We start from the raw sequence: 25974 nt of genomic DNA, 5'->3' as shown, positions 1-25974 counted from the left end.
CAAAAAAGCCCGGCTTAGCCTGGCTTTTTAGATCGCGTGCCTGCACCGGATAAACCTCAGGCCTTGCGCGCATTCCAGATCATCAGAACCTTTGCGTGGATTGTTACATCCTCAATCCTAGCTTCCTGGTCCTTATGTTTGGCATTGTCTGAGATCAACCAGAATCGCTCCGCATCCATGACCTGAACGCGCTTGATGTACAGGTGCTCATGCCACGTCAGAACATAGATGCCATCGCCGGCGAACTCATTGACTCCCTTATCGACGATAAGCGGGTCTTTGTCATTAATCGTCCCTTCCATACTTTGACCCCAGCCTGTGATCATCGCCAGGGAGTTGGGAGAAGTGTAGGAGACGCCTTTCTCGCGAAGCACATCCTCGCGGATGATCAGGTTTCTGATGACTTCGTTGTAATCAGCAGGAACTTGGCCGTGGCCCATTGCTGCGCGAACGTCGTATTGCCGAATGACTATTTCCTCGGGTCTCGCCTTCAGCCCCGAAAAGTCAGCATGAATCACCTTTCCTTGAGCTTCTCCGGCCGCAGCCAGCGCCGCTGCAGCAATTTTCTCCTGCGCGTCGGCATCAAGGTTTCTGCCTGCGTGCTTGCGGATCATCGCCATCACTTTCTCTGCAGCGCTTGACCCCGGAACAGCAACATCTTTGGTCGGCATGCTGGTCAGGGCCGCTATCTCATTAGCAAGGCGAGGACTGAACGCCGAAACCGGCTCATCAAGCATACGCGCGAGGACTGCGGCGAACTTGGAGTTCAGGGGATTAATACCCTTGAAGTAAAGGTTCACTGCTGCAGGCGTCATTCCCGCTTCATCTGCGATTTTTTTCTGGCTGAGCTTCAACTCGTTCTTTTTTGAGAGGAATAGGTCGTGCGCGGCCGAGCACTCTGCGAGCAGCTCTGGGGGAAGGATTCGTTTCTTGGTCATCTCGCGAATGTATACCAATGGTTAAATAATAGAAGAAACCATCGGTATTGATTAAAAATTAACAGATGGTTAATATCGGCCTCATCTACAACCGAGGCCAAATCATGAACGAAACCCCCCTCGACGACTTTGTTGCTGAAAAAGGGCAATCCGAGGCAGCGCGGCTTCTTCGCGTCACGGCCCCAGCAATCCATAAGGCACTTACCGCTAAACGGGACATCCGCGTTCTTGAGCTTCCTGATGGAAGTTTTCAAGCGAAAGAGCAGCGTCCGTTTCCATCTCAACGATCAGTAGTTTGATCGTTCGATGGCGCCATTTTCCGCCATGGCGGGAAGGCCGGATAGAGATTTTGGGTTAGCTGTTAATTCATACAGTGCATAGGAAGGGAATAGAGATGGCAGGTGAGAGCGTTGAATTAGTGATTCGAAGCGCAGCTACCAATGAGGCGGGATTGCCACATTGGGAGCTGATCAAGGACGGAAGCTTTCGGATTAATTCCGGGTTTTCGCCTGGTTCAAAAGCATCTGAAGCTCGCTCAGGTCCCTTTTCAAGATTGTCAGCGGCCATTCATAGGCTTGTTTTGCTGCTTCTGAATCGCAGCCGGGGGCAGGGTGAGCAATGAAGTATTCGGCGGCAGCGGTGAGCGCGTCCCCGTCGAATCCTGGCGTTGATCTCAGAGTTGCTACTAGCGAGACAAGAGAGGTGATCACCCCTCGCTCAAACGGTGAAAGGTTTTCCATGTCCGGCCTCCAATGGCCTTTTCGAGTGGAATCAAAAAGCTACCACAGATGCGCCGGACACCCATAACGCCTGAATCGCAGGCATAAAAAAACCGCCTGGCAGGGCGGCTTAGTACAGCGTTTAACGGGGTTAATAATGATCAATCAAGACAGAACAGTCAACACCTCCAGGAACGTCGCGACACCTTCAGCCCATCTTAAATATGTGTCGCGACACCTCACTTCATCCCCTGCGGTCAATCAAATCATCAAAGGGAGCTCGCTGTGAGCGTCCAAGCAATGTCATGGGCGCTTTCTCTGCCCATCCAATCACTAAAAGACTCCAGCGCTCGGCACGTACTGCTGTGCCTGGCCAACTACGCCGGCTCAAATGGTGCTGGCGCGTTCCCGTCGGCAAAAACCCTTACCGATGACACCGGTCTTTCCGAGCGAACAGTACGTATCAAGCTTGATCTGCTGGAAGAGTGCGGACTGATCGTTCGCGGAAATCAGGCATTGGCTGCGGTGTACATCGACCGTCATGACCGCCGCCCGGTTGTGTATGACCTCATGATCAAGCGGGGTGCAGCACCTGCACCCCGTCCAGATGTAACGGGGTGCAGCCTTGGTCAGAACGGGGTGCAGCCTGCGACAGAACGGGGTGCAGCCACTGCACCCAATACATCATCTAACCATCAATTAACCGAAGAGCAGCAGCAGCGCGAGCTTGCGGAATTGATTGCCGAGCAAGATCGTCAGGCCCTGGAGTCGCAAGATGATCGCCAGCGCTTCGCTATGTTCGCCGAATTCGTTCCGCCCGAAGACGCGCTGCAGACTCAACTGAAAATCGCGGGCCTGCCAGTCGACTCGATGACCGACGAACTGCTGGCCGGCTTCAAGGGTTTCTTCGTCGCCAAAACCTCCGTACTCGATACCGCTGCTGGCTGGTGTTTCAAGCTGGTGGGCTGGATCAAGCGAGAGCGCGCCCAGACCGCCGGATCCGCCTCGGTGGAAGAGGGCGCTGCCGGTGAAGACTGGGCATCGAAAGGGGTACGGCTATGAACCGAGCTAACAAACCTGTCGTGGCAAGCCAACTGGTTGCTCGCCGTCAATGCGATCCGGCCTACCAGGGCCCTGATCAGGCTCAGGCCGTTGTTCCTGTCGACCCCTCCACCCAGGCTGTCATCGACGACCTGTTCCTCCGGTTGCGCGGGGCATGTGGTGCCTGGCGACAGTCCTGGCCCACCGAGGCTGTCATGAACGCCTCTAAGCTTGAGTGGCTCGGCGAGTTCATGCGCTCGGGCATCAGCCGTATGGAGCAGATCGACCACGGCATGCGGGTAGTGAGTGCGAGCAAGTCAGCTTTTGTGCCGGCCCCTGGCGTTTTTGTCGGTTGGTGCTTTGCCCCTGAAGGCCTGGGCCTTCCGAGCGTCGAGTCTGCTTACGCACAGGCGCTCCGCAACTGCCATCCAGCCATGCGCAACTGTTCGAAGTGGTATCACCCAGCCGTCTACCACGCAACGGCTGCCGCCGGCTTCCACAGTCTGCCGCTGCTCTCCCGTGAGCTGGGCATGGCGAGCTTCGAAAAGCAGTACCTAAACCAATGCCGTCGAATCTGGCAGGGCGAGAATCTTGAGCCCGTTCCGGTCGCCGAGCTTGCTGCACCTAAACCAAAAATTACCCCCGATGTAGGCAATAGGGCCTTGGCAGAACTGCGCGCATGCCGCGCCGGAGGTTCCCGTGGTTGATCGTCTCCTGGCAACGCCCGACCCTCACCTGTACCCATACGCGGTCTTTTGCTGCTCGTTCAAGTTCGACCTTGGCGATACCCCAGACCACGCCATGGCGCTTTTTGCTGACCGCAACATGGCTGCTCGATACGGCTGCGGGATGTGGCCTGAGACGTACCAAGTGATTGATTTGCGTACCTCCCAGAGGGTTGCCCCATGACCCGCCAGACCAAGCTGACCAAGGCAGCGCGCGGGCGAGATTGCCAGGTCCGCCTGCCGGGTTGTCCTGGCGATACCGAGACCGTGGTGCTGGCCCATTACCGCCTGGCGGGGATTTGCGGAACGGGCATGAAGCCGCCTGACCTGATTGGGGCCTGGGCCTGCGAGTACTGCCACAGCCTGAGCGATGGCCGCACCAACCGAAACACCCTGGGCATGAGTTACGACGAGATCCGCCTCTATCACGCCGAGGCCGTCCTGCGGACTCAGGCCATTTTGATCAAAGAAGGAAAGGTGAGCGCTTGAGCACCAAAATCAAAACCCTGACGGTGAAGCTGTCGGATGCCGAGATCGCCCGCAATGCCAAGCTTGTTCATGTGCGCGACCTGCGGGACGCCGGACACCCGGCGCTGCACTTTCGTTTCGCCAAGAATCGCACGCGCGGCTCCTGGTACCTGCTCAACAAGCGCAAATGGCATCGAATCGGCGGCTTTCCCGACCTGAATACCAAGCAGGTGATCGCCGCACTGCCGGCGGTGCGCCTACGGGTCGCTGCCGACGGCGCGGCCAGCGTTTCGGGCTGGGTGACTGTGGGCGAGCTGCTCGATTGGTTCGGTGATCGCATGGCCAAGTCGCGCTCGCTGTCCGACAAGCGCCGAGCTGCGGGCAAATCGGCTATCAGTTGCCAACTCAAGCCGCGTTTGGACGATCTACTGCTGCGCGACGTGAGTGCCCAGACCCTCGACAAACTGCTGATGTGGCCGGCCCAGGCCGAACTATCGCTGTCCTACGTGCAGCAGCTGTACCGGCTGCTCGCGGTGGCCTTCCGTCAGGCCCGCAAGCTGGACCTGATCCCGGTCAACCCGATGGCGGAAATGAAGTTCGTCAACTTCACCACTGCGCGGATCCTGCCCAAGCCGGCGCGGTTGCGTGACGTGCAGTTGCAGGACCTGGTTACCCTGCTGGCCGAGCGCTTCGACAGTGCACCAGGTGACGCCATGCTGGCCTTGATGATGCTGTGCCACGGCACCCGGATCGGTGAGACCCGTCAGTCCCGCTGGGCTGATATCGCGCTGCCAGAGCGTGAGTGGTTCATCCCGGCAGAACATACGAAGACCAAGACCGAGCTGCGGGTGCCGCTGACCGATCAGGTGTGTTCGCTCCTACAGCTATACCGCATCCGGCAAAACGCCCAGGGTTACGAGGGGCCGCTCCTGTTCCCGTCCCGCCGTGGCAAGGCGCTCAGCGACCACCAAGCGAGCGCGGTGTTCACGCGGCTAGGGCAGGGTGCCTGGACCAGTCACGACTTGCGCAAGGTGGCCCGTACCGCATGGACCGACCTCGGCGTCGACGGCCACATCGGTGAGATGCTGCTCAACCACTCCCTGGGCAAGATCGCCTCCACCTACATCAACACCCAGGCCAAGGAGCAGCGCCGCCTGGCCCTGGTGAAGTGGCACAACTGGTTAGATCAGCGTGGCTTCAAGGCGATCCACATGCAGACAGGCGTTAGATATGAAGATTCGCAAAACCTCGTAGACGCCTTGAACGGCGGGGCCTGCGAGCCAGAACCACAATTTGTTAAGGGCGAGGTTTAAAAATGGCGAATCAAGACCTTTTCAAGCCGAGCATCAGCCTCTGGCAGCACTACGTCACCATCATCAGCGTCGGCGGATCCGCCCTGGCTTACTCGTTTGGTTCGGGCTGGATAGGGCTCGGGGTCGCGGTCACGTTCTTTGTCGGTGCTGCGGTGGAGGGCATTGTCGATGCTCGCCAGACTGGTGAGCGCCCATGAAGAAGTCGCGCGGATCACTCCAAAAGCGAGAGTTGAAGTTCATCGTCGAGTGCAACCTCTGTCTCGGGAAGGGCGAATGGCTCGGGCTTTTCCACTACCTCGAGTGCGATCACTGCCTGGGCTCTGGCTGGGTCTGTGGCCACACGCTCCAGACTCTACCGTTGAGCGATGTGGTGCCGGTGCTGAATGCGCGCTTGAAAGACGCACTGACTGAGATCGCCAAGGCTCGCCACGTTGTCGGCGGTGCCCACGAGCAATACGAACAGAACAACCGCCGCGGTGCCGGCGGCACCAACTACACAGGGGATTGAGCCATGGCCTTCACACCGAGCTTTAAAGAACGCACCGCCGAGGATCTGCTCGAGCATTGGGGTCGCTGGGTCGTCCTGGGCTCTGGTGTGTCGTGCTGCGCGTCCCGCGAGAACACCATCCTGTCGCCGATGATCACCGACGACGATGCCCTCCTGATCGACGGGCTCATGGGGCGTTTGCTCAAGCGCTACCCTGAGTGTGGCCAGGTGCTGATGAAGTACTACACCACCCGCGACAGCTCGCTGATGGAAGTCGGCAAGAAGATGGGCTTCGGCGAAGAGAAGACGCGCGGGCTTTGGAAGGCCGGCATTGCCTGGATTGATGGAGCCTTAGATATTCGTCGTCAGGCTGCTTGACAGCCCCGGTCCCGACATATAGATTTCTCGTTACTTTGCGGTTTTTCCGCGAGCAAAGCCCGACCCTGAGTTGGGCTTTTTGCTTTCTACAGTTCACTGAGCCTCGGCATTTGCCGGGGCTTTTTCGTTTTCGGCTCCACCACGCCCATTGCTCCGAGCTGGGAGTGCTGCTGGAGCCGGACCTAATCGCCCCCCAGATCGGGGAGGACAGCGGATGCCCAACATGCCCGATAAGCCAGACACCTGGGTTCTTGTACTCGCGTGGCTGAGTCAGCACGCCCCGGCCTTTTACGCCGCAGGCTTTGCGATATCGATCTCTGCGCTTCGGATCATCTACGGCGGCGGCACACGCAAGGCTGCGTTCTTCGAGAGCCTGCTTTGTGGCTGTATCACGCTGTCGATGTTGTCGGGCCTTGAGCTGATTGGTATCCCGCAGTCGGCAGCCAGCTTGATCGGCGGCATGGTCGGCTTGCTGGGTGTTGATAAGGTTCGCGCCTTTGCTGACCGGGTCACTGGATTCAAGCTCCCCGGCAGGAGTCCTGATTGATGGCCAAGATACCCAGCCTAAAGTCCAGGTTGACCCCTGTAGACAGTCGCAAGGTTTCAACGCTCGTGGAGTCATCGGGCGGTGAGTCGTGGGGTTCTGGTCGTGGCGGTCGCCCATGGCGCCGTAAGCGCGAGTCGATCCTGATCCGCGACAACTACACCTGCCGGGTGTGCGGACTGACCACCAAAGACCTTGAGGTGGACCACATCGTCAACGTTGCCCAAGGCGGTACTGACGATGACGGCAACCTCCAGGCAATCTGCATCCCATGCCACAAGGCCAAGACTGCTCGCGAATCGGCGGCGCACCGAGGCTGACGCGGTTCTTATAGATCTATAAGAATCTTATTTTTTTAAGAAAAATTTGACGGAGACGGCTCTGGCCGAGGGGGAGGGGTGGGGTAAGAGTTCACGCCCTTTTGTCTCGGACACCACTCCCCCTCTCACGCGCAGATTTTCTCCCTCTTTTGAAAAAAGGAATTCAGCAAATGGCAGGCGTTAAAGGCAAGAGTGGGGGCGCTCGCCCCAACTCTGGCGGCGCTCGGCCGGGTGCTGGCAGGAAAAAGAAGGTCGAGCCGGAATCAGCAAATTCCTCGGCAGTCTCTGTGGAGTTCGAGGCGCAGCCGCACGGCGGCGCATTGAAGCGCGAGAGGGCGGTGCCGGTGCCAGCGCCTGAGATGGATATGTTGGCCCTGCTGACCAAGATCGCACTCGGTCAACTTGACGCGAGCCCCATCCAGGTCAGAGCGGCCATCGCAGCAGTTCAGTACACGCACGTCAAAAAGGCGGATGGCGGCAAAAAGGATGGGAAGCAAAAAGCTGCCGAGGACGCCGCCGGGAAATTCAACCGGCAGCCTCCGCCCAAATTAGTCGCAGCGAACGGTAAGCAGGTTTAACTATGCAGTGGTCGACCGCATGCCCCGACTGGGAGCAACGCCTGATAGACCATGAGTCGATCATCCCACCGCCGATTTTTGTAGAGGAGGCGGAGCGTGCGCTCCAGATATTCAAGGAGCTCCGCGTTCCAGATCTGCCTGGCAAGCCAAGGATGGCCGACTGTTGCGATGAGTGGGTCTTCGACTACGTCCGCTGCATCTTTGGAGCCTACGATGCGGACACTGGTAAGCAACTGATCCGCGAGTTCGGCTTGCTGATCAGCAAGAAGAACACGAAGAGCACCATCGCAGCCGGAATCATGCTCACCGCTCTGATTCTCTGCTGGCGAGAGGAAGAGGAACATCTGATTCTGGCGCCGACCAAGGAGGTAGCAGACAACGCGTTCAAGCCTGCTGCGGGTATGGTTCGCGCTGATGAAGAACTGTCAGCGATGTTTCACATACAGGAACACACCAGGACTATCACGGACCGAACCACCCTGAACTCATTGAAGGTCGTTGCGGCCGACACTGACACCGTTTCCGGCAAGAAGTCGGGCAAGGTGCTGGTCGATGAGCTTTGGGTGTTTGGCAAGCGAGCAAATGCCGAGTCGATGTTCATGGAGGCACTTGGCGGTCAGATCTCCCGCGAAGAGGGGTGGGTCATCTACCTGACCACTCAAAGTGATGAGCCGCCGGCAGGGGTTTTCAAAGAGCGCTTGAGTTACTGGCGCGATGTTCGTGACGGAAAGGTGGTGGACTGCAAGACGCTGGGGGTTCTTTACGAATTTCCAGCTCGGATGGTCACTAACAAGCAATATCTGAACCCAGAGAACTTTTACATCACCAACCCGAACATCGGGCGCTCTGTGAGTGCGGAGTGGCTAGAAGACCAACTGAAGAAGCGATTGGGCACTTCAGATGGATCCTTGCAGAAGTTCCTGGCCAAGCACTTGAATATCGAAATAGGTCTGAACTTACGGACTGACCGGTGGGCGGGGGCTGATCACTGGGAGGCCGCCGGCGACAAGTCGCTCACCTTTGATGAGCTGCTCCGGCGTTCCGAGGTGATAGTGGTGGGCATCGATGGCGGCGGGCTTGACGACCTGCTGGGACTGAGTCTGATTGGCCGCGAGCGTGAAACGCGGCGCTGGCTGCACTGGGCGCACGCCTGGGCTCACAAAATCGCACTGGACCGGCGCAAGGACATCGTTTCTAACCTGCGTGACTTCGAAGCAGATGGGGACCTGACCATTGTTGAACGGCCTGGCGACGATGTGCTGCAGGTGGCTGACATCATCTGTGAAGTTCGTGACGCAGGCCTTCTGCCCGACAAACAGGCAATTGGCGTCGACTCAGCTGGCATCGGCGACATAGTTGACGAGCTGACCACCGAAGAGCGCGGCATCACCATGGAGCAGATCGTTTCGATCTCCCAGGGCTGGCGTCTCAATGGCGCAATCAAGACCACCGAGCGCAAGGTGGCCGGCGGCGAGTTCATTCACGGTGGCACACGGCTTATGGCCTGGTGTGTCGGCAACGCCAGAACGGTCGCGGTAGGTAACGCAATCGCAATCAACAAGCAGGTAAGTGGGTCAGCAAAGATTGACCCGCTGATGGCGACCTTCGACGCAACGACGCTCATAGCGCTCAACCCTGTGGGGTGTGGCGATATCCAGGGCTTTTTCGATAATCCAATTATGGTGGGGCTTTGATGGCGCGCGAAAAGAAACCCGGGCGAATCAAAGCCGCTCTTCAAGATTGGCTTGGTGTGCCCATCGGCTTGAAGGATGGTTCGTTCTGGAAGGAATGGTTTGGGAGTTCGGTCAGTGGTCAGCACGTAACGGTCGACAAGGCCATGCAGCTGTCAACTGTCTGGGCCTGCGTTCGTTTGCTTTCGGAATCGGTGTCGACTTTGCCGTTGAAGCTTTATCGGCGCCTGCCGGATGGCTCAAGGGCTCCGGCCACTGACCACCCTCTGTACCGGCTGCTATGTCGGGTGCCGAACTCGGAAATGACCCCTCAGCGCTTCATGCTGCTGGTGGTGGCCAGCATCTGCCTTCGCGGCAACGCCTTCGTCGAAAAGAAGATGATCGGCAATCGGATCGTTGCGCTGGTACCGCTTCTGCCCCAGTGCATGCGGGTCAAGCGACAGGACGATGGCCGACTCAAGTACACCTACACCGAAAACGGAGTCGAGCGCGACATACCTGAAAAGACTTTGATGCACATCCGAGGCTTTGGCCTGGATGGCGTCTGCGGAATGCTTCCAGTAACAACCGGCAAAGAAATCTTCGGATCGGCCATGGCGGTGGAGGAGGCGGCGGCCAAGGTCTTCGCCCAGGGCATGCAAGCTTCGGGCATTCTGACCAGCGACAAGGTGCTCACCCCGGCGCAGCGCGAGCAGCTCCGGAGCAGCCTCGGTTCGTTCATGGGCTCCAAGAACGCCGGCAAGATCATGGTTGCTGAGGCGGGTCTCAAGTACCAGGGGATCACCATGAACCCCGAAGCCTCGCAAATGCTGGAGTCACGCTCGTTCAGCATTGAAGAAATGTGTCGGTGGTTCCGGGTGCCACCCTTCATGGTCGGTCACATGGACAAGCAGTCTAGCTGGGCCAGCTCAGTAGAAGCGCAAAACCTGCACTTCCTTACCAACAGTCTGCGCCCGCTACTGGTGAACATCGAACAGGAAATCACCCGATGCTTGATCGGTGAGGCTGATGCTGACGAGTTCTTCGCTGAGTTCGCGGTAGAAGGCCTGCTGCGCGCTGACAGTGCAGGTCGCGGCGCCTGGTACAACACCGCCCTGCAGAACGGCTGGATGTGCCGCAACGAAGTGCGTCGTCTGGAAAACATGGCACCAATCCCAGGTGGCGATACGTTCACTGTTCAGTCGGCGCTTGTGCCGCTTGACCAGCTCGGCAAACAGTCGGCTGGTATGTCGCCGGCGGCTACCGCTTTCATGTTGCGCATCACGGCCGCAAATCAGAGCGGCGACAAAGAGGCGATCAAGGAAGCCTTCGAGTTGGCATCCAAGGCGCTCGACACTGGAAATCCTGACGGGCCAATGATGGCCCATGCGCTGATATCGCTACCACGGCTTCTGGCCGCTTGATCCTGGAGTAACCAATGACCCTAAAGACCATTCCGGCGGCGCCGGAGGCTCGGCCGCGCGCGCAGGTTCACTGCGACCTGACGCCGAAGGCCTTGGAGCGGTGGAATCCATCGATCAAGGCAGCCAGCACCGATGACAATACGATCACTATTTACGACCCAATCGGTTTTGATTGGTGGACGGGCGAAGGGGTGACCGCAAAGCGGATCAGCTCTGCACTGCGGTCTATTGGCGACAGCGATGTGACTGTGAAGATCAACAGCCCCGGCGGCGACGTATTTGAAGGCCTGGCCATTTACAACTTGCTACGCGAGCACAAGGGCAAGGTAACGGTACAGATCCTTGGGCTTGCAGCCTCGGCCGCTTCGTTCATCGCAATGGCGGCGGATGAAATCCAGATCGCTCGCGCTGGCTTCCTGATGATCCACAACAGCTGGACCATGGCCGCCGGCGACCGCAACGACATTCGGGAGGTCGCCGACTTCCTCGAACAGATCGACGGCACCCTGGCCGATATCTATGCCGTCCGCACCGGTGACCCCATCGAAGGCATGCGCAAGCTTATGGATGTCGAGACCTGGATGGGCGGCGCAGCGGCAATCGACGCGGGGTTTGCAGACAGCCTTCTGGCATCTGACGCCGCCGTCGAGGACGCCAGCGCATCGGCGCCGCATCAGGTTGCTGCCCGCCGTATGGATCTGATCCTGGCAAAACAGGGCATGCCGCGCTCCGAGCGCCGCGCCCTTATTCAAGAACTCAAGGCTGGTACGCCTGGCGCTACCACCTCCGGCAAGCAGAACGCTGCCGCAACCACGGCCGATCTGGCCGACCCCATTGCCGAACTACAGGCCGCGCTTTCGCGGTTTTCGGCAGCAGCTACCCAAACCGGAGAAAAACCATGAGCGACACTACTGCTGATCTGTTGAAGAACGTCTCCAACGAGCTCAAGAAGGCCACTGACGAATTCAGCAAGCAGGCCGAAAATGCTTTGTCTGAGGCCAAGAAGGCCGGCTCCTTGTCGGCAGAAACCAAAAGCGCAGTCGACGAGCTGGCGACCAAATTTAACAGCCTGACCGAAGCCGAGAAGCAGTTGAAGGCGCAGCTCGGCGAGCTTGAGCAAGAATTTGCACGCACTCCAGCCAGCACGGCCGCTGCCTCCCGTGACACTGTCGGCGGCGTTGTCATCAAAAGCGAAGCGCTGAAGCAGTTCTCTGCCCACGTCGAAGGTAACCGTCGTGTCAGCATCCCTGTTCATGCGGCCCTGCTCAGCACCAACGTGCCCGCTGGCGTGGTTGAGCCGCAACGCCTTCCGGGCATTGATGTCGCGCCCAAGCAGCGCTTGTTCATTCGCGACCTGATTGCACCTGGCCGCACCACCCAGCCCACGATTTTCTGGGTGCAACAAACTGGCTTCACCAATGCTGCGCGCGTCGTGGCTGAGGGCACCAAGAAGCCGTATAGCGATATCCAGTTCGCTACCAAGATGACCGCCGTGAGCACGCTGGCGCACATGTTCAAGGCGTCGAAGCAAATCCTCGATGACTTCGCTCAGTTGCAATCAACCATCGATGTCGAAATGCGCTACGGGCTGAAATATGTAGAAGAGGCAGAGATCCTTTTCGGCGACGGCACCGGTGTTCATTTGCACGGTATCGTTCCTCAGGCCACTGCTTTCGACGCTGCATTTGACGTGGACAAGCAGTCTGGCATTGATGATCTTCGCCTGGCGATGCTGCAGGCGCAGTTGGCTCGACTCCCAGCCTCGGGCCATGTCCTCCACTTCATTGACTGGGCCAAGATTGAGCTGACCAAGGACAGCCTTGGCCGCTACATCCTCGCCAACCCACTCGGCCTGAGCGGTCCGCTGCTGTGGGGCTTGCCTGTTGTTGCGACCGAGATCGCCGCTTTCCAGGGCAAGTTCTTGACCGGCGCGTTCCAGACCGGTGCGCAGTTGTTCGACCGTGAAGATGCCAACGTGGTGATCTCGACTGAGAACGCTGACGACTTCGAGAACAACATGATTTCGATCCGTTGCGAAGAGCGTGTGGCACTGGCCGTTAAGCGTCCCGAAGCCTTTATCTATGGCTCGTTCACCGCGCCCCCTGCATCGGGCGGCTAACCCTAGATAGGCCGTTCTCGGACGGCCTTTGGAGTCAACCATGAAAATGATCACCCGCAAGCCGCTGTACCTGGGCGGTAAGACGCTGACAGAGGGCTCGCCGTTCATCACCGATGATCAGCACGCCCGACAGTTGATCCAAATGGGCTACGCCGAGGAGTGCGATGACGACGGCGACCCACTGGTGGATCTGACTGAACAGGATAGTTCACCCGATCCTCTGACCAGTGACAAGGCAGCAGGCAAGCCGGGCGGCAAGAAGAAAGGCGCCTGACATGACAGTTATCCCGATTGAGGTAGCAATGCAGCACCTGCGGGCCGAGAGCGAGGATCAAGGGTATGTTGAGCTCGTGCTGGAGGCTGCCGAGGACAGTGCGGCGCAGTTTTTGAACCGCCGCTTCTACGCTGATGCTGATGCGCTTGCTTCCGGCGTGCTGGCTGGAGACGCCGGTACCGATCCGATACTGGTAAATCCGTCTATTCGGGCCGCCTGCCTGCTGATCGCTGGCAAGCTTTACAACTCGCGAGAGGACGCGGTCACTGGCGTATCGGTCACCGAGCTTCCTTCGGGATCTCAGTCGATGCTGATGCCGTACCGCATCAGTTTGGGGGTTTAGATGAGGGCTGGCGATCTGCGTCACCGCTGCATGCGGCGCGGCTACATCGAAGGCAAGGATGCCCTCGGCCAACCCTCGAAGGTCTGGGGCGACCTGGGCAAGCTCTGGGCGGAGATCAACATTCCCTCCGGGCGCATGTACGAGGCGGCGTCACAGATGCAGGTCACGGTCACCGCCGAGATCAACATCCGCTACCGCAAGGACGTGGTGGCGGGCCAGCACCTGGTACATGACGGCACCACTTACGAAATCATCGCACCTCTGGCCACCAACCAGCGGGACATGCTGAAACTAATGTGCAAAACGGTGAAGCCCAAATGAGCAATGGATCGCTCACAGTTCTGGGGCTTGGCGAGTTGCAGGTCGACTTCGAGCGGCTGGCCAAGTCCGTCGGTAATAAGGTAGTTCGGGATGCTGTCATGGCCGGCGCCCGAGTTGCCCGGGACAAGGTTCGTGGCACCGCTCCAGTTCGCACCGGCAAACTGAAGAAGAACATCGCGGCGGTACGTCTCAAGCAGGCCGATACGCCGGGCGGCGCGACCGCCGGCATCCGTGTCAAGAAGCCAGCCGGCAAACAATCCAAGGCGCTCAAGCGCCCTGGTAAGAAAGGCCGCACCAGCAAAACCGAGTGGGACGCCCCGTTCTACTGGAAATTCCTGGAGCTTGGCACTTCGAAGATGCAGGCCCACCCCTTCATCCGGCCGGCCTGGGACGGCAGCCTTCCTGAGATTGAGAGGGCTGTCGCTGATAAGTTGGCCGAAGGCATCGACAACGCCATCACCCGGTAAACCCAATGATCGAGAAATCCCTCATCGACAGGCTCACGCCTCTGGTCGACGGGCGCGTGTACTTCGGCGTTGCGCCAGAGGATGCCGCCCAGCCTCGCCTGGTTATTCAAACGGTAGGCGCCACCACCGGTTTCACGCTCGCCGGCTGGGACGGCTCCAGCGACCTGACAATCCAGCTCGACGCATGGGGTGAAAGTTTTCTCCAGGCGCTGACCCTTGCAGGCGAAGCCTTCACCGCGATGACCACGGATGGCGCCGACTTCACTACCGGCAGCGCTGACCGCCTGGCGGACGTATTTGAAAGCGACACCAAACTTTTCAGCGTGAGCTGGGAATACACCCTGCAACCATAGGAGGCCACATGGCCGCTCAAAACCCAACGAAAGCGAAGTTCGTCAAAACGCAGGGCACGGCTCTCAGCGTTTCTAAAACCACCACCCTGGACCCCAAGGATGAGGCCCTGACCTGGGCCGACCTGTCCGTCACCATTAAGCAGCCTCAGTTCCAGGGCGGCCAGTCGGACGAAATTGAAACCACGGTGCTCGCCAGTGTGGCCAAGGAGTTCACCACGGGCCTGGCTGACAACGGCACCTTCAGCATGTCCGGCAACTGGAAGGCAGACGACGAAGCACAGACCGTCCTGCGTACCGCGCGCGACGACGCCGAGCCTCGCGCCTTCAAGTCGGTGTTCAAGGATGGCACCTCCTCGACGTTCCTTGGCCTGGTCACCCAGTTCACCTGGGACGCTGCGCCGAACGGTACCGTGAACGGCACGTTTAACGTGCGTATCACTGGCGCCGTGTCCTTCGATCTGCCGGGGGCTCCGTAATGGCTCGGGCAAAGGCCGCCGAGGGCGGAATTCGCGGGTTCGCGCTTGATCCGCTGCGCAATTTCAAGCGAGAGGAAGTGGTGGTGCCGGAGTGGGACGGCGCCAAAGTGATAGTCCGGGCGCTGAGTGCCGGTGACTGGGTGGAGTATCGCAAGCGTGCGACCGAGCTGATTCTGGTCGCGCGCCAGTCGGCAGGCCTGAGCGAGACCCCAACAGAAGGCGAGGAGGTCGCCAAGGAGGAATCTGTTGAGGTGTCGTCCGCGCCGCTGTATGCGTTTGTGCTGACCCGGACGCTGTTCGATGATTCGGGCGCTCGGGTGTTCGGTGATGGCGATGTCGAGGAAGTGGCCGAGGCGTTCAGTCCGGTCCACGATCTGCTGGTCTCGAAAGCGTTCGAGCTGAGCGGCATTGCGGCAGATGCTGATGCCCCTGATCCGGTGGAGGCAGCGGGAAACGCCTGACGGCGGAGCCGGCGCTGACATTCATGTTGGCGCTTGCGCTTCGCCTGGGCATGACATTGCAGGATCTGCGCGAACGGATGAGCGCCGAGGAGTTGCTACTGTGGATGGCCTACGACCAAGGGTCACCAATCAGCGATTCGCGGGGAGACATTCTCGCAGCCGTTACTGCCGCTGCCGCCTTTCAGGCGCAGGGCGCGAAGGTGTCAGCGTTGGACTTGATACCGAAGTGGAAGCCAGAGGTCGTCACGCAGCTGGATGAGGACCAGGAGGCTGAGCAGGGTGAGGAGTTGTTCAGGACTTTCTTGTTGGCGAAGGCTGGAGATGGATCTGAGTAGCATCATGGAAGGTGCCACCTATCAGGTGTTAAAGTTGCGTTTTTACTAATGCGAGGATGCAGCGGATGGGCAGGGATAAGTGGGATGGATGGATTTTTTTCTGCTGGATTGTTCTTTTTGTGGCGATTGTACTCTCGGTGATGTTTGTTTTTAAATTCGGCACCTTCAAGCTGGATACTGGGTACGGCCTCTACGAAACTCAGTTTAACTGGCCGCTGATCGTTGGTGGAATGCTAAGTCTTGGCTTTACGATTGTGCTGGGTGTTGTTGTTGCGATGCTCAGGGATGTTTACAAGATGAGTGCAGCCCAATATTTGGCTAATCCTGCAGAGGGGCCGGGCGCCTTGGTAAAGGAAGTGGCCGAGGACTCCGCTATTGCTCCTTACATTGGCCCAGGTTATTACATCATGTCGGTGAATGGCATGAGCGCTGGCGGACCTCTGAGTGTTAAGCAGGGCTTGCTCGCGGCAAGACCAGATAACGGCGACCACAAGATCGTCGTTAGGTCACCAAGTGGTGATGTTAGAGAGGTTTTCTTGAGTGCTTCAGTTGAAGATTTGAAACTAGTCTTCTAAAAATCATTTGTGCATCAAAGCCCGGCCAAGCGCCGGGCTTTTTTTTGCTCGGAGAAAGGTATGGCGGGACAAACCCTACGCTCGCTGGTTGTAAGCGTGTCTGCCGAAACCAGTGCGTATCAGCGTGAAATGGCTCGCGCCGGGCGCATGGGGCAAAGCTACTTGCGCACCATCACAAATGGAAACCGCGAGGCTGTAAGTTCGTGGAGATCGCAAGAGGCAGCAATCGCAGCGCAAGAGCGCGCCTTAGGCTCGCTGACGGGCGCGGTGGGTGGTTACGCCAAGGCCATGGTTGGAGCCTTAGCAGTCGGCAGCCTGATTCACATGGCGGATGAGTGGGGGCAAATTTCCTCACGCCTAAAAATAGCCACTGGCTCTCAGAACGAGTTCACTGACGCGCAAACCCGACTCATGGATATCGGCAAGGTCACTTACAAGTCATTTGCCGAGAACGCTGAGCTATTTATCCGCATTACTGGGGTGCTCAAGGATTATGGCGGCACTGCCAACGACGCATTGAACGTCACTGAGGCACTCTCTCTCGGCTTGGCGGTGAGCGGAACAAAGGGTCAAGCCACTGCGGCGGTAATTGATCAGGTCAGCAAGTCTCTTGAGGGCGGAAAGCTGCAGGGTGACGGCTTTAACGCAGTTGTGACGCAGGCCCCTCGACTGCTACAGGCATTACAGGACTCGCTTGGCAAAAACCGAGATGAGTTGCGCAAGATGTCAACCGATGGGAAGTTGACCATTGATGTTGTGGCCAAGGCCTGGATTAGCCAGGTCGGTAAAATGCGTAAAGAGACAGAGGGTATGACCACCTCTGTAGCTGATGCCGGCATTCGCATGAAGGATGCGTTGCTGGAGTATGTCGGCACTGTAGATGATGGCGTCCAGGTAACCACAAAGCTCGCCGCCGCCATCAACTTTGCAGCTGACAACCTCTCAACCCTCGCGTCTGTCGCTGCTGCAGGAGGTATCGCTTTAATAGCCAAGCGCGGTTCCGAGGCTACCCGCACGCTCGTAGTCTCCACGCGAGAGGCGATTTCCGCATCCGTCGGGCGTGCAGCGGCGCAAGTGGATGCGGCTGCCGCCTCGCTCAGGATGGCCCAGGCGGATGTCATTGCTGCCGGCCGGCAGGTTGCATTTGCCACCACTACCGCTGAAGCGTCCGTCGCCCAGCGCGCTTTGACGGCTGCAAAGATTGCAGACCTTGAGGCCACCAGGGCGCTCGCAGTAGCGCAGCGCTCCCAGGCTGCCGCAGGCTCTTTGATCGGTCGTTCTGCGTCCGGAATTATGGGGCTTCTGGGCGGCCCCGTTGGTCTTGCGGCGCTTGCGGCCGGCACCGCGGCAAGCTTCTGGCTTTTCCGCGACGGCGCAGCCGCAGCCAACGGCGCGGCGATTGACCTCAAGCGTCCGATATCTGAACTCAGAAAAGAGTGGGAAGGCCTGGGTAACGCTCAGCGTCGACCGGTTCTCGATAAGCTCATTCAAGAGCAGGAAGATGCCAAGAAAAAAGCAGCCGAAATCGTTAAGGAAATGCAGGCGGTCGCTCAAGGACCGTCTGGCGATTACACGGGGGGGCAGCGGTTTTCTGCCAATCAATACCAGCGTACCGCCGCATCCGGAAACTTTCGACGTGGCATCGCTGGTGGTGTCGATATTGACCAGTCGACCCAAAACCTTGTCAAAAACACCGGCGCAAACAAAGAAGTCCAGGGCACGCTGGAGGCGCTGGCGGCGCAGTATCAGGAGAACATTCAAAAAGTTGGTGTGCTAGGCGACCAGATCGGCGCCTTGAACGGAGTCATGGTCGACGCGAAGGGCGCCGCCGAGGGCGTGAGCGCCGGGCTGCAAAGCATAAAACCGCCCAGTGCTGAGCTTGTTACTGCCTGGGAAAAACGTATTGCCTCTCTCACCGAGAAGGGCGCGAAGCTCAAAGACGCCACATCACTTGGCGAGGTAAATCGCCAGGGCGCCCTCGATAACCTCGATCAGACACCCGAGGGCAAAGCAATCCTGGCTAAGGCCCAGGCAGCCGCGAAGCAAGCTGACGCCGAGGAGAAGGCCAAGAAGTCCCGCGAAGAGTCTGCCAGGGTGGCAAAGCAGGCATCGGACAAAGCAAAGCAGGATGCAAAGCAGCTTGAGGATAGCTATGGCCGAACGCTGAGGGCCTTGAATGAGCAGACTGAGGTTCATGGCAGGAAAACTGAACTCGCTAAAATTGAGTTTGAGACCACTAAAGGCACGCTGAGCAAGCTCGATGCAGCAAAGAAGGTCGAGCTTGAGCGGGCAGCCATTGCCCTGGACCACCTGAACACTCAAAAGTCATTCAAGGACCTGATGAGTGACGTGCAGAAGCAGGAGAACAGCCTGCTAGTTACAACCAGAAAGCGTTACGCCGAGCTTGAGCGAATCAAGCAGCAGGGGGGGCTTTCGTCGGATCAGTACCGAGATGCCACCACAGCGATTTCTAAGGCCTCTACCGAGAAAGCCCCGAAGTTCTCAGGACTTGACTCTGCCGTAACTGGCGCCTCCGGCGAACTGGTGAAAACCGCAGACGCGGAAGTTCAGCTCCGGAAGTGGCATGGCCGCCAGCTTCAAATGCAGTCCGAGCTTCTCGCCGATGTATTGGCGAATCAAGAGTCAACCAACGACCAGCGACTTGCGGCTGAACAGCGTTACCTGGATAGAGTCACGGAACTCAACAAGACCAACCAATCAAGGCTGTCTGATATCCAGGGCGCCTACAAAGTTGCGGTGATCGGCACCTTCAGCGAGCTTTCGGGCCAGGCCGCTGACATGGTCGGCAAGATCGCTGGCGAGCAGTCCGGCGCCTACAAGGCTCTGTTCGTGGCGCAAAAGGCGTTTGCAGTTGCGTCGATCATCATGAACGCCCAGATCGCTGCAGCGAAGGCGCCGGCGGAACTGACCATTCTGGGCGGCATCCCTGTCGGCGCGGCGCTGCTTGCGGCCGGCTATGCCAATGCGGGCATGGTTGCCGGCATGGCCTTGGCCGGTTTCTCGGAGGGCGGCTACACGGGGCCTGGCGGCAAGTTCGAGCCCAAGGGGGTCGTTCACGGCGGAGAGGTGGTGATCCGCAAGGAAGTGGTCGACCAGCCCGGAATGAAGGATTACCTGATAGGCCTGAACCGTAGCGGTAAGCCTGGCTATGCCAGCGGCGGGTTCGTTGGTAGTCCGGGCATCTCGCCTGCGTTCACCGCGCCCTCTGTTACTGCCGGTGCAGGCTCTGGTGCTGCGCCGGAGATCCACCTGCATATCAATGGCGATGGCTCTGGCGGTGCTGTCAACGCGCCAGAGGGCTATGAGCAGATGGGCCTGGCGCTGTTGGCCACTGCCAGATCAGAAATGCCGAAGATCGCCCGGCAGGTGATACAGCAGGAGAAGGGCCAAAACGGCCTGCTCGATCCAAACAATCGGAGAAACAGCTGATGGCAGAGGTATTCACCTGGTCGCCAAGGGTAGGTGCGTCTGGTGATGAGCAGACCGACAACCTCGAATCGAAGTTTGGCAACGGCTACAGCCAGCGCCTGTCGGTCGGCATCAACAATGTCGCCGGAGCCTATGCGGTGTCTTTCACTGGTGGTGAGGCCTACATCAAGCCGATTCGGGAATTTTTCAAGCGGCACAAGGGTGCAAATCACTTTCTGTGGACGCCACCCATGGAGGTGCAGGGCGCCTACATCACCACTGGAGGCTGGCAGCTGCAAACCCACGGCAAGAAGAAATACACCCTGAGCACCACCTTCCAGCAGGTATTCAACCCATGATCACCTTGGACAACCAGAAGCTCGAACCGGGCGCGATTATCCAACTGATCGAGTTGGATGGTGAGGCGCGGGGTATGGGCATCTTGCGCTACCACGCTCACCAGCAGTCGACCCCGATCATCTGGAAGGGGGAGGCATACCTGCCCAGGCCTTACGAAACGGGCGGCTTTGGGCGCAGCGTTGAGGGCAACAACTCAACGCCGATGCTGAAAATCAGCAACATCGACGGCACCATCACTGCGCTGTGTCGCCAGTTCCAGGGGATGAGCGGGGTCAAGCTGACGGTGCGGCAGACCTATGCCAAGTACCTGGACGCTGCGAACTTCCCCGAAGGAAATCCCACGGCCAGCGCCATGGAGAAGCTGGATATCTCCTACATCAACCAGGTGACCAGCCTGGGGCGGCAGGAAGTGGTTTTCACCCTGGCGCCACCGACGGCGGTTAAGGGCCAGCGCCTGCCTGGCGGCCTGATCATGAACCGCTGTGAGTGGTGCCTGTGGGGCGAGTATCGCGGCCCCGACTGCAACTACACCGGCATCAAGATGTTCGACCTCGACGGCAACCCCGTTGAAGATCCGGCGCTGGACCGCTGCGGCGGGCGGGTGAGCGATTGTGAAATACGCCATGGCCGTGGCAACCCTCTGCCATTTGGTGGTGCGCCGGGCGCTTCGCTTATTGGATAGGCAACCATGAATAAAACGATGCTGAAACAGATCCAGGCCCACGCCGCCGCTGAGTTTCCCAAGGAGAGCTGCGGTGTGGTGATCCGCGAGGCGGGGCGCCTGAAGTACGTCCCGTGCCGCAATGATGCCAAGACCCCGAGCGAGCACTTCATCATCAACCCTGGCGACAAGTGCGATGCAGAGGATCGCGGCGAAGTGACAATGATCATTCACAGCCACCCCGACGTGCCGCCCGTGCCGAGCATGGCCGACCGCGTGAGTTGTGAGTTGCACGAAAAGCCCTGGGGCATTGTGAGCTGGCCGTCTGGGGAGTACTTCGAGTTCAAACCCAGCGGGTACCAGGCGCCCTTGGTCGGTCGAGAGTTCGGCCATGGTCTGCTGGACTGCTACGCCCTGTGCCGCGACTACTACGAGCGCGAGCATGGGATTGAACTGCCGAACTACCCGCGCCGGGATGGCTGGTGGAACGACGGTGAAAGCCTCTACGAAAAGTACTACGAGGATGCCGGGTTCTATCCGGTCTCGATGCCGCGCAAGGGCGACATGATTGTCATGCAGATCAACGCTGCTGCACCGAACCACGCCGGCATCTATCTGGGCGACGGCCTGCTGGCCAGTGCCCCTGACCTGCACCCGGCCCCGGGCACCTTCTTGCATCACCGCTACAACAAGAAATCCACACGCGACGTTTACGGCGGCATGTGGGCCGATTACACCGTGCTGATTCTTCGGCACCAACGAGTGCCGGAGGTTGACTGATGGCCATGAGAACAACGGTTCGCCCGCAGCCTCTGGTGGTGCTGGTGATGCTTTACGGCGTGCTGGGTGCCCGGTTCGGGCGTGTGCATCACTTGGCGGTTGCCTCTTGTGCTGAGGCCGTCCACGCATTGTGCGTGAAAATTCCAGGCTTCAAGCGCTTTCTGAGGTTTTCCGAAGAGCGCGGCCTGACCTATGCGGTGTTTCGCGGCAAGCAGAACCTCGGAGAAAGCGAAATCGAGATGCGCCAGGACACCGTCGAGCCCATCCGTATCGCGCCCATCGTGATCGGCAGCAAGGGCGGTGGCCTGTTCGCCACCATTGCCGGCCTGGCTCTTGTGGTGATTGGGGCGATTACCCAGCAGTACTACCTGGTGGCAGCAGGCGCCGGCCTGATGATTGGCGGTATCGCCATGAGCATGTCGCCCTCACCGATGGGCGTGCTGGATAAGGAGGGCGACGGCAACAGGCCCTCCTATGCATTCGGCGGCGCCGTCACAACGATGGCGCAGGGCCGTTGCAAACCACTGCTCTACGGTGAGCGTGACATCGGCGGCGCTCTCATCTCGGCCGGCATCTTCTCGGAAGACCAGCAGTAAGGAAAAACCATGTCTAAGACCGCAACAGCGCTCGCTACCAAGCGCCGGCGCCGGCCTGCTGCTGCCCGCGTTATGGGCGGCAAGGGTGGCGAGAAGAAGCCTTACACCCCTTACAAGGCGCCAGACAGCGCGCTGTCGGTCGCAACGGTCAAGCTACTGTACGCCTTGAGCGAGGGGCCGATTGTTGGCCCGGTCAACGACAGGCAATCGATCAAGCTCAACGGCACGCCCCTGATCTCGCCGGACGGTAGCGAAAACTTCCCTGGCACGATTTGGGATTTTCGCCCGGGCACCGTGGATCAAGAGCATATTGCGGGCTTCCCGGCTATCGAAAACGAGGCCTCTCAAGGGCTGCCGGTTGAGCTGAAGTCGGACAATGCATGGACTCGCGCCATTACCGATCAGCAGTTGTCGGCGGTTCGTATCCGTCTGTCCTGGCCACAGATCTGGCAGGTCAAGACCAACGGTGACCAGATTGGCTATCGCATTGACTACGCCATTGACCTATCCGTTGATGGCGGCAGTTATCAGACCGTTGTGTCAGCCACGCTGGACGATAAGGGCACCACGGAATACGAGCGCACCCATCGGATTGACTTGCCGGAAGGGTTCACCAGTGCGCTTGTGCGTGTTCGCCGGCTCACGCCGAACCGCAATGACTCAAACTTTGCCGACCTCATGCGGGTCAAGGGCCTGACCGAGGTCATCGACAAAAAGCTGCGTTATCCAAACCTAGCCCTGGGCGGCCTACAGTTTGACGCCAAGCAGTTTCAGGACACGCCAAAGTTCAGCGCGCTGATGCGCGGACGGATCGTTCAGGTTCCTACCAACTACGACCCGCAAAGCCGGACCTACACTGGGGATTGGAACGGCACGTTCAAGCTGGCCTACACCAACAACCCTGTTTGGGTTTGGCGCGACCTGCTGTTGCACCGCCGTTACGGCCTGGGCCGTCGCATCACCGCTGACATGGTCGATCACTGGACTCTCTACGAGATTGGCCGTTACTGCGATGTGATGGTGTCCGATGGCAAGGGCGGCTTGCAGCCCCGCATGACGACCAACGTTTACATCCAGGATTCGATAGAGGGCTACGCGCTGCTGTCGGACTTGGCCAGCGTGTTTCGTGGCAGCAGCTGCTGGAACGGATCCAAGGTCACCATGGTGGCTGACATCCCGGGCAATGAAGACGGCTACGTCTTCACCCGTTCGAACATCATCGGTGAATTTGAATACGTCGCTGCTGCATACCCTGACCGGCACACCCGGGCCAAGGTGGCCTGGGACAACCCAGAGAACGAATTCAAGACTCAGCCGGCCCCAGTTACCAATGACGAACTGATCGGTTCACTTGGCCACCGGATGCTCGATATCTCCCGCTTCGGTTGCACCGTCGAGGGCGAGGCGATCCGTCACGGGGTCTGGGCGCTGAAGTCCGAGCAGTACGAAGAGTGGTCTGTCAGCTTCACCACCGGTATGGAAGGCCAGAACGTTGAGCCTGGGCAAATCATCTGTGTGGCTGATGAGATGTTCTCAGGGCGGCCGAACGGTGGGCGCATTAGTGCGGCCACCAGGCGCGTCATCACGCTGGATATCGACGCGGAGGTACATGAAGAAGACCGGTTGATCTTGAACCTGCCAAGCGGCAAGTCAGAGGGTCGGATCGTCAAATCGGTATCTGGCCGCCTGGTCACCGTGATGGCTGACTATTCGGAACTGCCTGAGCCTGAGTGCAGTTGGTCCGTGGAAAGCGCTGACCTGGCTGTGATGCGCTTTCGAGTGCAGACCATCGAGCCTCAAGGCCTGCACCAGTTCAAGATCGCAGCTACTCAGCATGAACCGCTGAAGTTTCCGGCCATCGACACGGGCGCCCGGATTGATCCACAGCCCACCAGCGTTCTGCCACCGGGTGTTATGTCGCCGCCGGCGAACATCACCCTGGAGGCGCGCAGCGTCGTGTCGCAGGGCATTGCTGTCACCGGCATGCGCATAACCTGGGATTCTGTACCAGGTGCCACTGCCTACAACGTTGAGTGGCGCAAGGACAGTGGCAATTGGATCCGCTTGCCTCGCACTGGCAACCTCGGCGCGGAGGTGGAGGGCATCTACAGCGGTCGATACATCGCCCGCGTGAGCTCGGTCAACGCCATGGACGTGACTTCGATCTGGGGTAACAGTCCTGAGGTAGTTCTGGCTGGCAAGGTAGGCCTACCTCCGGCGGTGGCGTTCCTGACCACCACCAGCGAACTGTTCGGGATCAGCATCAAGTGGGGTTTCCCACCAGGTGCAGAAGACACCCAGCGTACCGAGATTTGGTATGGCCCTGCGAACGACCTGGGCGCATCGACCAAGCTGGCCGACCTGGCATATCCGCAGGCTGACTACCGCATGCAATCGCTGCTGGCTGGTGCAACCCTGTTCTTCTGGGCGCGCCTGGTGGATCGTACCGGCAACGTGGGGCCGCTCTATCCGATCGGTAATGGCGTGATGGGCCAGGCCAGTTCTGATGCCGGACCGATTCTTGAGCAGATCAAAGGGAAAGTTGACGAGAGCGCTATCAGCAAAGAGCTCAACGACCGAATCGACTTGATCGACGGTAGTGGCCCCGGATCCGTCAACGCGAGGATCGATCAGGCTGTTCAAGACTTCGCCGACGCTCTGGCATACGACCCTGAGAAGCCCTACGTTAAAGGCGATATGGTCCGCCAAGGACAGCGGATTTATCAGGCAGAAGGGCCTGTAGCTGTGGGGATCGCTCCTCCGACAGCCCCGTGGAAGGACATCGGTTCAACTCTTGAAGAGGCCAATGCGCTTGCGGGCGAGGTTCACCAGAACACCCTGGATATCGCCGAGGTGGATGGCAAGCTGGTTGCAACATCTGAAAAGGTTGATGGGGTTTACGCTCAGGTCAATCCAACCTATGCAGGCGACACGACCACCAACGCCGGCGACAACACTGTCAGCGCGGGCGTGTGGTCCGTATGGTCTGCGATTGCCGAAGGTGATTACGCTCAAAGCAAACGAACCGACTTGGTTGAGGCAAAGGTCAACGGTAACGCGGTTGCGATTGCTGCTGAGACCACTGCGCGAGTTAATGCTGAAGGGGTAATGGGTCAGCAAATTGAGACCGTAGAAACCAATCTCAGCGGAGCCAATGCTTCTATTGCGCAAAACACCCAGGCTATCCAAACAATCGACGGCAAAGTCTCGTTAGGCTGGTCGGTGCGCCTGCAGTACACCTCGGCTACAGGTGAATACAAATATGCTGGTGTTGGGCTCGGCCTAGAAAACGGCCCTGGCGGCTTACAGTCCAAGTTCATTATCGACGCGGACATGTTCGCCATTGGGCAGGGCGGCACAATTCCGTTTGCCGTAACGGGCGGTCAGACGTTCATTAAAGCCGGGTTTATCGAAGATGGCACGATCACCAATGCAAAAATCGGGGCTTACATCCAGTCTGATGATTATGTTGCGGGTTCGGTTGGATGGCGACTTAGCAAGACCGGTGTTTTTGAAATCAACGGATCTGTTCCAGGGCAAGGACGGATGACCATGACCAACAGATCTTTGCGTGTATACGACGCCGCTGGACAAAAAAGGGTACAGCTAGGAGACCTATCGGAATGAGTTTCGGTATGCGGATATGGGGGGCTGACGGAGCCCTCCAGCTGGATGAAACATCCTTTACTGTTAGGGTTATTTATTCGGCGCTCGTACCAAAAACGGCTGGGCGCTTTGTTGATATACCCATATCCGGGGTTACGCCAAGCAAGGATTCTTGCGTGTGCATCCCTGTGGTCCCTTACCTGACTACTGGGC

General features: G+C 58.8%; 32 protein-coding genes and 1 pseudogene. 31 read left to right on the top strand and 2 right to left on the bottom strand.

Annotated elements, in window-relative coordinates:
* Positions 1–56: 56 nt before the first annotated feature.
* On the bottom strand, positions 57–938 hold the full coding sequence (locus HBO24_RS12160) for an XRE family transcriptional regulator (protein WP_170059789.1): 882 nt from the start codon (positions 936–938) through the stop codon (positions 57–59).
* Positions 939–1042: 104 nt separating this feature from the next.
* Here HBO24_RS12160 and HBO24_RS12155 point away from each other — a divergent pair, with 104 nt between their 5' ends.
* On the top strand, positions 1043–1237 hold the full coding sequence (locus HBO24_RS12155) for a Cro/CI family transcriptional regulator (RefSeq protein ID WP_034117916.1): 195 nt from the start codon (positions 1043–1045) through the stop codon (positions 1235–1237).
* Positions 1238–1429: 192 nt separating this feature from the next.
* On the opposite strand, the gene HBO24_RS12150 is transcribed toward HBO24_RS12155, so the two are convergent.
* On the bottom strand, positions 1430–1678 hold the full coding sequence (locus tag HBO24_RS12150) for a hypothetical protein (protein WP_170059788.1): 249 nt from the start codon (positions 1676–1678) through the stop codon (positions 1430–1432).
* A 279-nt stretch (positions 1679–1957) separates the two neighbouring features.
* Between HBO24_RS12150 and HBO24_RS12145 the strand changes: the two genes are divergently transcribed.
* The 30 genes and pseudogenes from HBO24_RS12145 to HBO24_RS29570 form a co-directional block, all read left to right on the top strand.
* On the top strand, positions 1958–2719 hold the full coding sequence (locus HBO24_RS12145) for a helix-turn-helix domain-containing protein (protein ID WP_170059866.1): 762 nt from the start codon (positions 1958–1960) through the stop codon (positions 2717–2719).
* On the top strand, positions 2716–3405 hold the full coding sequence (locus tag HBO24_RS12140) for a replication protein P (protein WP_170059787.1): 690 nt from the start codon (positions 2716–2718) through the stop codon (positions 3403–3405). The genes HBO24_RS12145 and HBO24_RS12140 overlap by 4 nt, the downstream gene beginning before the upstream one ends.
* 198 nt (positions 3406–3603) lie before the next feature.
* Entirely contained in the window at positions 3604–3912 is a 309-nt protein-coding gene (locus HBO24_RS12135) for a DUF1364 domain-containing protein (RefSeq protein ID WP_034127829.1), read from the top strand.
* Entirely contained in the window at positions 3909–5204 is a 1296-nt protein-coding gene (locus HBO24_RS12130; RefSeq protein WP_170059786.1) for a site-specific integrase, read from the top strand. Before HBO24_RS12135 ends, HBO24_RS12130 begins: the two co-directional genes overlap by 4 nt.
* 2 nt (positions 5205–5206) lie before the next feature.
* Positions 5207–5401: a hypothetical protein gene (locus HBO24_RS12125; RefSeq protein ID WP_170059770.1), complete on the top strand. Its 195-nt coding sequence runs from the start codon at positions 5207–5209 to the stop codon at positions 5399–5401.
* Positions 5398–5712, top strand: coding sequence for a hypothetical protein (locus HBO24_RS12120; protein WP_170059785.1), 315 nt, complete (start codon positions 5398–5400; stop codon positions 5710–5712). The genes HBO24_RS12125 and HBO24_RS12120 overlap by 4 nt, the downstream gene beginning before the upstream one ends.
* Before the next feature lie 3 nt (positions 5713–5715).
* Entirely contained in the window at positions 5716–6069 is a 354-nt protein-coding gene (locus HBO24_RS12115; protein ID WP_169905282.1) for an antiterminator Q family protein, read from the top strand.
* 214 nt (positions 6070–6283) lie between these two features.
* A complete protein-coding gene (locus HBO24_RS12110; protein WP_170059784.1) occupies positions 6284–6616 on the top strand; it encodes a phage holin, lambda family in 333 nt (110 codons plus the stop codon).
* Positions 6616–6933: an HNH endonuclease gene (locus HBO24_RS12105; protein ID WP_170043597.1), complete on the top strand. Its 318-nt coding sequence runs from the start codon at positions 6616–6618 to the stop codon at positions 6931–6933. Before HBO24_RS12110 ends, HBO24_RS12105 begins: the two co-directional genes overlap by 1 nt.
* 170 nt (positions 6934–7103) lie before the next feature.
* Positions 7104–7511, top strand: a complete 408-nt coding sequence (locus tag HBO24_RS12100; RefSeq protein ID WP_170059783.1) for a hypothetical protein — start codon at positions 7104–7106, stop codon at positions 7509–7511.
* A gap of 2 nt (positions 7512–7513) precedes the next feature.
* Positions 7514–9205: a terminase large subunit gene (locus HBO24_RS12095; RefSeq protein WP_170059782.1), complete on the top strand. Its 1692-nt coding sequence runs from the start codon at positions 7514–7516 to the stop codon at positions 9203–9205.
* The gene (locus HBO24_RS12090) at positions 9205–10605 is read left to right on the top strand and encodes a phage portal protein (RefSeq protein ID WP_170059781.1); all 1401 of its coding nucleotides are present in this window, start codon (positions 9205–9207) and stop codon (positions 10603–10605) included. The genes HBO24_RS12095 and HBO24_RS12090 overlap by 1 nt, the downstream gene beginning before the upstream one ends.
* Before the next feature lie 14 nt (positions 10606–10619).
* Entirely contained in the window at positions 10620–11507 is an 888-nt protein-coding gene (locus HBO24_RS12085) for a head maturation protease, ClpP-related (RefSeq protein ID WP_170059780.1), read from the top strand.
* Positions 11504–12724 (top strand): phage major capsid protein, encoded by a 1221-nt coding sequence (locus HBO24_RS12080; protein ID WP_170059779.1) that lies wholly within the window; start codon positions 11504–11506, stop codon positions 12722–12724. The genes HBO24_RS12085 and HBO24_RS12080 overlap by 4 nt, the downstream gene beginning before the upstream one ends.
* Before the next feature lie 40 nt (positions 12725–12764).
* The gene (locus HBO24_RS12075) at positions 12765–12998 is read left to right on the top strand and encodes a hypothetical protein (protein WP_170059778.1); all 234 of its coding nucleotides are present in this window, start codon (positions 12765–12767) and stop codon (positions 12996–12998) included.
* 1 nt (position 12999) lies between these two features.
* A complete protein-coding gene (locus tag HBO24_RS12070; protein WP_170059777.1) occupies positions 13000–13341 on the top strand; it encodes a head-tail connector protein in 342 nt (113 codons plus the stop codon).
* Positions 13342–13662 (top strand): phage head closure protein, encoded by a 321-nt coding sequence (locus HBO24_RS12065; RefSeq protein ID WP_262153070.1) that lies wholly within the window; start codon positions 13342–13344, stop codon positions 13660–13662.
* Complete coding sequence (locus HBO24_RS12060) at positions 13659–14129, top strand: HK97-gp10 family putative phage morphogenesis protein (protein WP_170059776.1); 471 nt, start codon at positions 13659–13661, stop codon at positions 14127–14129. The genes HBO24_RS12065 and HBO24_RS12060 overlap by 4 nt, the downstream gene beginning before the upstream one ends.
* A 5-nt stretch (positions 14130–14134) precedes the next feature.
* On the top strand, positions 14135–14482 hold the full coding sequence (locus HBO24_RS12055) for a DUF3168 domain-containing protein (RefSeq protein ID WP_169872132.1): 348 nt from the start codon (positions 14135–14137) through the stop codon (positions 14480–14482).
* Positions 14483–14490: 8 nt separating this feature from the next.
* Entirely contained in the window at positions 14491–14958 is a 468-nt protein-coding gene (locus HBO24_RS12050) for a phage tail tube protein (protein WP_092239178.1), read from the top strand.
* The gene (locus HBO24_RS12045) at positions 14958–15419 is read left to right on the top strand and encodes a phage tail assembly chaperone (RefSeq protein ID WP_170059775.1); all 462 of its coding nucleotides are present in this window, start codon (positions 14958–14960) and stop codon (positions 15417–15419) included. Before HBO24_RS12050 ends, HBO24_RS12045 begins: the two co-directional genes overlap by 1 nt.
* A 23-nt stretch (positions 15420–15442) precedes the next feature.
* Positions 15443–15754, top strand: a complete 312-nt coding sequence (locus HBO24_RS12040; protein ID WP_222933243.1) for a hypothetical protein — start codon at positions 15443–15445, stop codon at positions 15752–15754.
* A gap of 65 nt (positions 15755–15819) precedes the next feature.
* Complete coding sequence (locus HBO24_RS12035) at positions 15820–16329, top strand: hypothetical protein (protein ID WP_170059774.1); 510 nt, start codon at positions 15820–15822, stop codon at positions 16327–16329.
* A gap of 96 nt (positions 16330–16425) precedes the next feature.
* Positions 16426–19779: a tape measure protein gene (locus HBO24_RS12030; protein ID WP_170059773.1), complete on the top strand. Its 3354-nt coding sequence runs from the start codon at positions 16426–16428 to the stop codon at positions 19777–19779.
* A complete protein-coding gene (locus HBO24_RS12025) occupies positions 19779–20117 on the top strand; it encodes a phage tail protein (RefSeq protein WP_170043583.1) in 339 nt (112 codons plus the stop codon). The genes HBO24_RS12030 and HBO24_RS12025 overlap by 1 nt, the downstream gene beginning before the upstream one ends.
* On the top strand, positions 20114–20800 hold the full coding sequence (locus HBO24_RS12020) for a phage minor tail protein L (protein ID WP_170059772.1): 687 nt from the start codon (positions 20114–20116) through the stop codon (positions 20798–20800). Before HBO24_RS12025 ends, HBO24_RS12020 begins: the two co-directional genes overlap by 4 nt.
* A 6-nt stretch (positions 20801–20806) precedes the next feature.
* On the top strand, positions 20807–21559 hold the full coding sequence (locus HBO24_RS12015) for a C40 family peptidase (protein WP_170043581.1): 753 nt from the start codon (positions 20807–20809) through the stop codon (positions 21557–21559).
* The gene (locus tag HBO24_RS12010; protein ID WP_234451243.1) at positions 21559–22155 is read left to right on the top strand and encodes a tail assembly protein; all 597 of its coding nucleotides are present in this window, start codon (positions 21559–21561) and stop codon (positions 22153–22155) included. The genes HBO24_RS12015 and HBO24_RS12010 overlap by 1 nt, the downstream gene beginning before the upstream one ends.
* A 9-nt stretch (positions 22156–22164) precedes the next feature.
* The gene (locus HBO24_RS12005; protein ID WP_170059771.1) at positions 22165–25782 is read left to right on the top strand and encodes a phage tail protein; all 3618 of its coding nucleotides are present in this window, start codon (positions 22165–22167) and stop codon (positions 25780–25782) included.
* An 8-nt stretch (positions 25783–25790) separates the two neighbouring features.
* Positions 25791–25974, top strand: a pseudogene (locus HBO24_RS29570) (hypothetical protein); the annotation flags it as partial.

This window comes from Pseudomonas sp. WS 5410 (assembly GCF_012985645.1).
GTDB lineage: Bacteria > Pseudomonadota > Gammaproteobacteria > Pseudomonadales > Pseudomonadaceae > Aquipseudomonas > Aquipseudomonas shahriarae.
The sequence above is the reverse complement of the archived record's forward strand: the minus strand, read 5'-3'. Positions and strand labels throughout refer to the sequence as shown.

Bases quoted from the DNA above. Each gene is read 5' to 3' on its own strand.
- HBO24_RS12140 (WP_170059787.1), top strand. From the start codon at position 2,716: ATGAACCGAGCTAACAAACCTGTCGTGGCAAGCCAACTGGTTGCTCGC.
- HBO24_RS12135 (WP_034127829.1), top strand. From the start codon at position 3,604: ATGACCCGCCAGACCAAGCTGACCAAGGCAGCGCGCGGGCGAGATTGC.
- HBO24_RS12160 (WP_170059789.1), bottom strand. From the start codon at position 938: ATGACCAAGAAACGAATCCTTCCCCCAGAGCTGCTCGCAGAGTGCTCG.
- HBO24_RS12035 (WP_170059774.1), top strand. From the start codon at position 15,820: ATGGGCAGGGATAAGTGGGATGGATGGATTTTTTTCTGCTGGATTGTT.
- HBO24_RS12120 (WP_170059785.1), top strand. From the start codon at position 5,398: ATGAAGAAGTCGCGCGGATCACTCCAAAAGCGAGAGTTGAAGTTCATC.
- HBO24_RS12065 (WP_262153070.1), top strand. From the start codon at position 13,342: ATGAGGGCTGGCGATCTGCGTCACCGCTGCATGCGGCGCGGCTACATC.
- HBO24_RS12060 (WP_170059776.1), top strand. From the start codon at position 13,659: ATGAGCAATGGATCGCTCACAGTTCTGGGGCTTGGCGAGTTGCAGGTC.
- HBO24_RS12015 (WP_170043581.1), top strand. From the start codon at position 20,807: ATGAATAAAACGATGCTGAAACAGATCCAGGCCCACGCCGCCGCTGAG.
- HBO24_RS12010 (WP_234451243.1), top strand. From the start codon at position 21,559: ATGGCCATGAGAACAACGGTTCGCCCGCAGCCTCTGGTGGTGCTGGTG.
- HBO24_RS12100 (WP_170059783.1), top strand. From the start codon at position 7,104: ATGGCAGGCGTTAAAGGCAAGAGTGGGGGCGCTCGCCCCAACTCTGGC.
- HBO24_RS12155 (WP_034117916.1), top strand. From the start codon at position 1,043: ATGAACGAAACCCCCCTCGACGACTTTGTTGCTGAAAAAGGGCAATCC.
- HBO24_RS12105 (WP_170043597.1), top strand. From the start codon at position 6,616: ATGGCCAAGATACCCAGCCTAAAGTCCAGGTTGACCCCTGTAGACAGT.
- HBO24_RS12110 (WP_170059784.1), top strand. From the start codon at position 6,284: ATGCCCAACATGCCCGATAAGCCAGACACCTGGGTTCTTGTACTCGCG.
- HBO24_RS12085 (WP_170059780.1), top strand. From the start codon at position 10,620: ATGACCCTAAAGACCATTCCGGCGGCGCCGGAGGCTCGGCCGCGCGCG.
- HBO24_RS12145 (WP_170059866.1), top strand. From the start codon at position 1,958: ATGTCATGGGCGCTTTCTCTGCCCATCCAATCACTAAAAGACTCCAGC.
- HBO24_RS12020 (WP_170059772.1), top strand. From the start codon at position 20,114: ATGATCACCTTGGACAACCAGAAGCTCGAACCGGGCGCGATTATCCAA.
- HBO24_RS12115 (WP_169905282.1), top strand. From the start codon at position 5,716: ATGGCCTTCACACCGAGCTTTAAAGAACGCACCGCCGAGGATCTGCTC.
- HBO24_RS12070 (WP_170059777.1), top strand. From the start codon at position 13,000: ATGACAGTTATCCCGATTGAGGTAGCAATGCAGCACCTGCGGGCCGAG.
- HBO24_RS12125 (WP_170059770.1), top strand. From the start codon at position 5,207: ATGGCGAATCAAGACCTTTTCAAGCCGAGCATCAGCCTCTGGCAGCAC.
- HBO24_RS12090 (WP_170059781.1), top strand. From the start codon at position 9,205: ATGGCGCGCGAAAAGAAACCCGGGCGAATCAAAGCCGCTCTTCAAGAT.
- HBO24_RS12055 (WP_169872132.1), top strand. From the start codon at position 14,135: ATGATCGAGAAATCCCTCATCGACAGGCTCACGCCTCTGGTCGACGGG.
- HBO24_RS12025 (WP_170043583.1), top strand. From the start codon at position 19,779: ATGGCAGAGGTATTCACCTGGTCGCCAAGGGTAGGTGCGTCTGGTGAT.
- HBO24_RS12045 (WP_170059775.1), top strand. From the start codon at position 14,958: ATGGCTCGGGCAAAGGCCGCCGAGGGCGGAATTCGCGGGTTCGCGCTT.
- HBO24_RS12150 (WP_170059788.1), bottom strand. From the start codon at position 1,678: ATGGAAAACCTTTCACCGTTTGAGCGAGGGGTGATCACCTCTCTTGTC.
- HBO24_RS12095 (WP_170059782.1), top strand. From the start codon at position 7,514: ATGCAGTGGTCGACCGCATGCCCCGACTGGGAGCAACGCCTGATAGAC.
- HBO24_RS12005 (WP_170059771.1), top strand. From the start codon at position 22,165: ATGTCTAAGACCGCAACAGCGCTCGCTACCAAGCGCCGGCGCCGGCCT.
- HBO24_RS12050 (WP_092239178.1), top strand. From the start codon at position 14,491: ATGGCCGCTCAAAACCCAACGAAAGCGAAGTTCGTCAAAACGCAGGGC.
- HBO24_RS12080 (WP_170059779.1), top strand. From the start codon at position 11,504: ATGAGCGACACTACTGCTGATCTGTTGAAGAACGTCTCCAACGAGCTC.
- HBO24_RS12040 (WP_222933243.1), top strand. From the start codon at position 15,443: ATGTTGGCGCTTGCGCTTCGCCTGGGCATGACATTGCAGGATCTGCGC.
- HBO24_RS12075 (WP_170059778.1), top strand. From the start codon at position 12,765: ATGAAAATGATCACCCGCAAGCCGCTGTACCTGGGCGGTAAGACGCTG.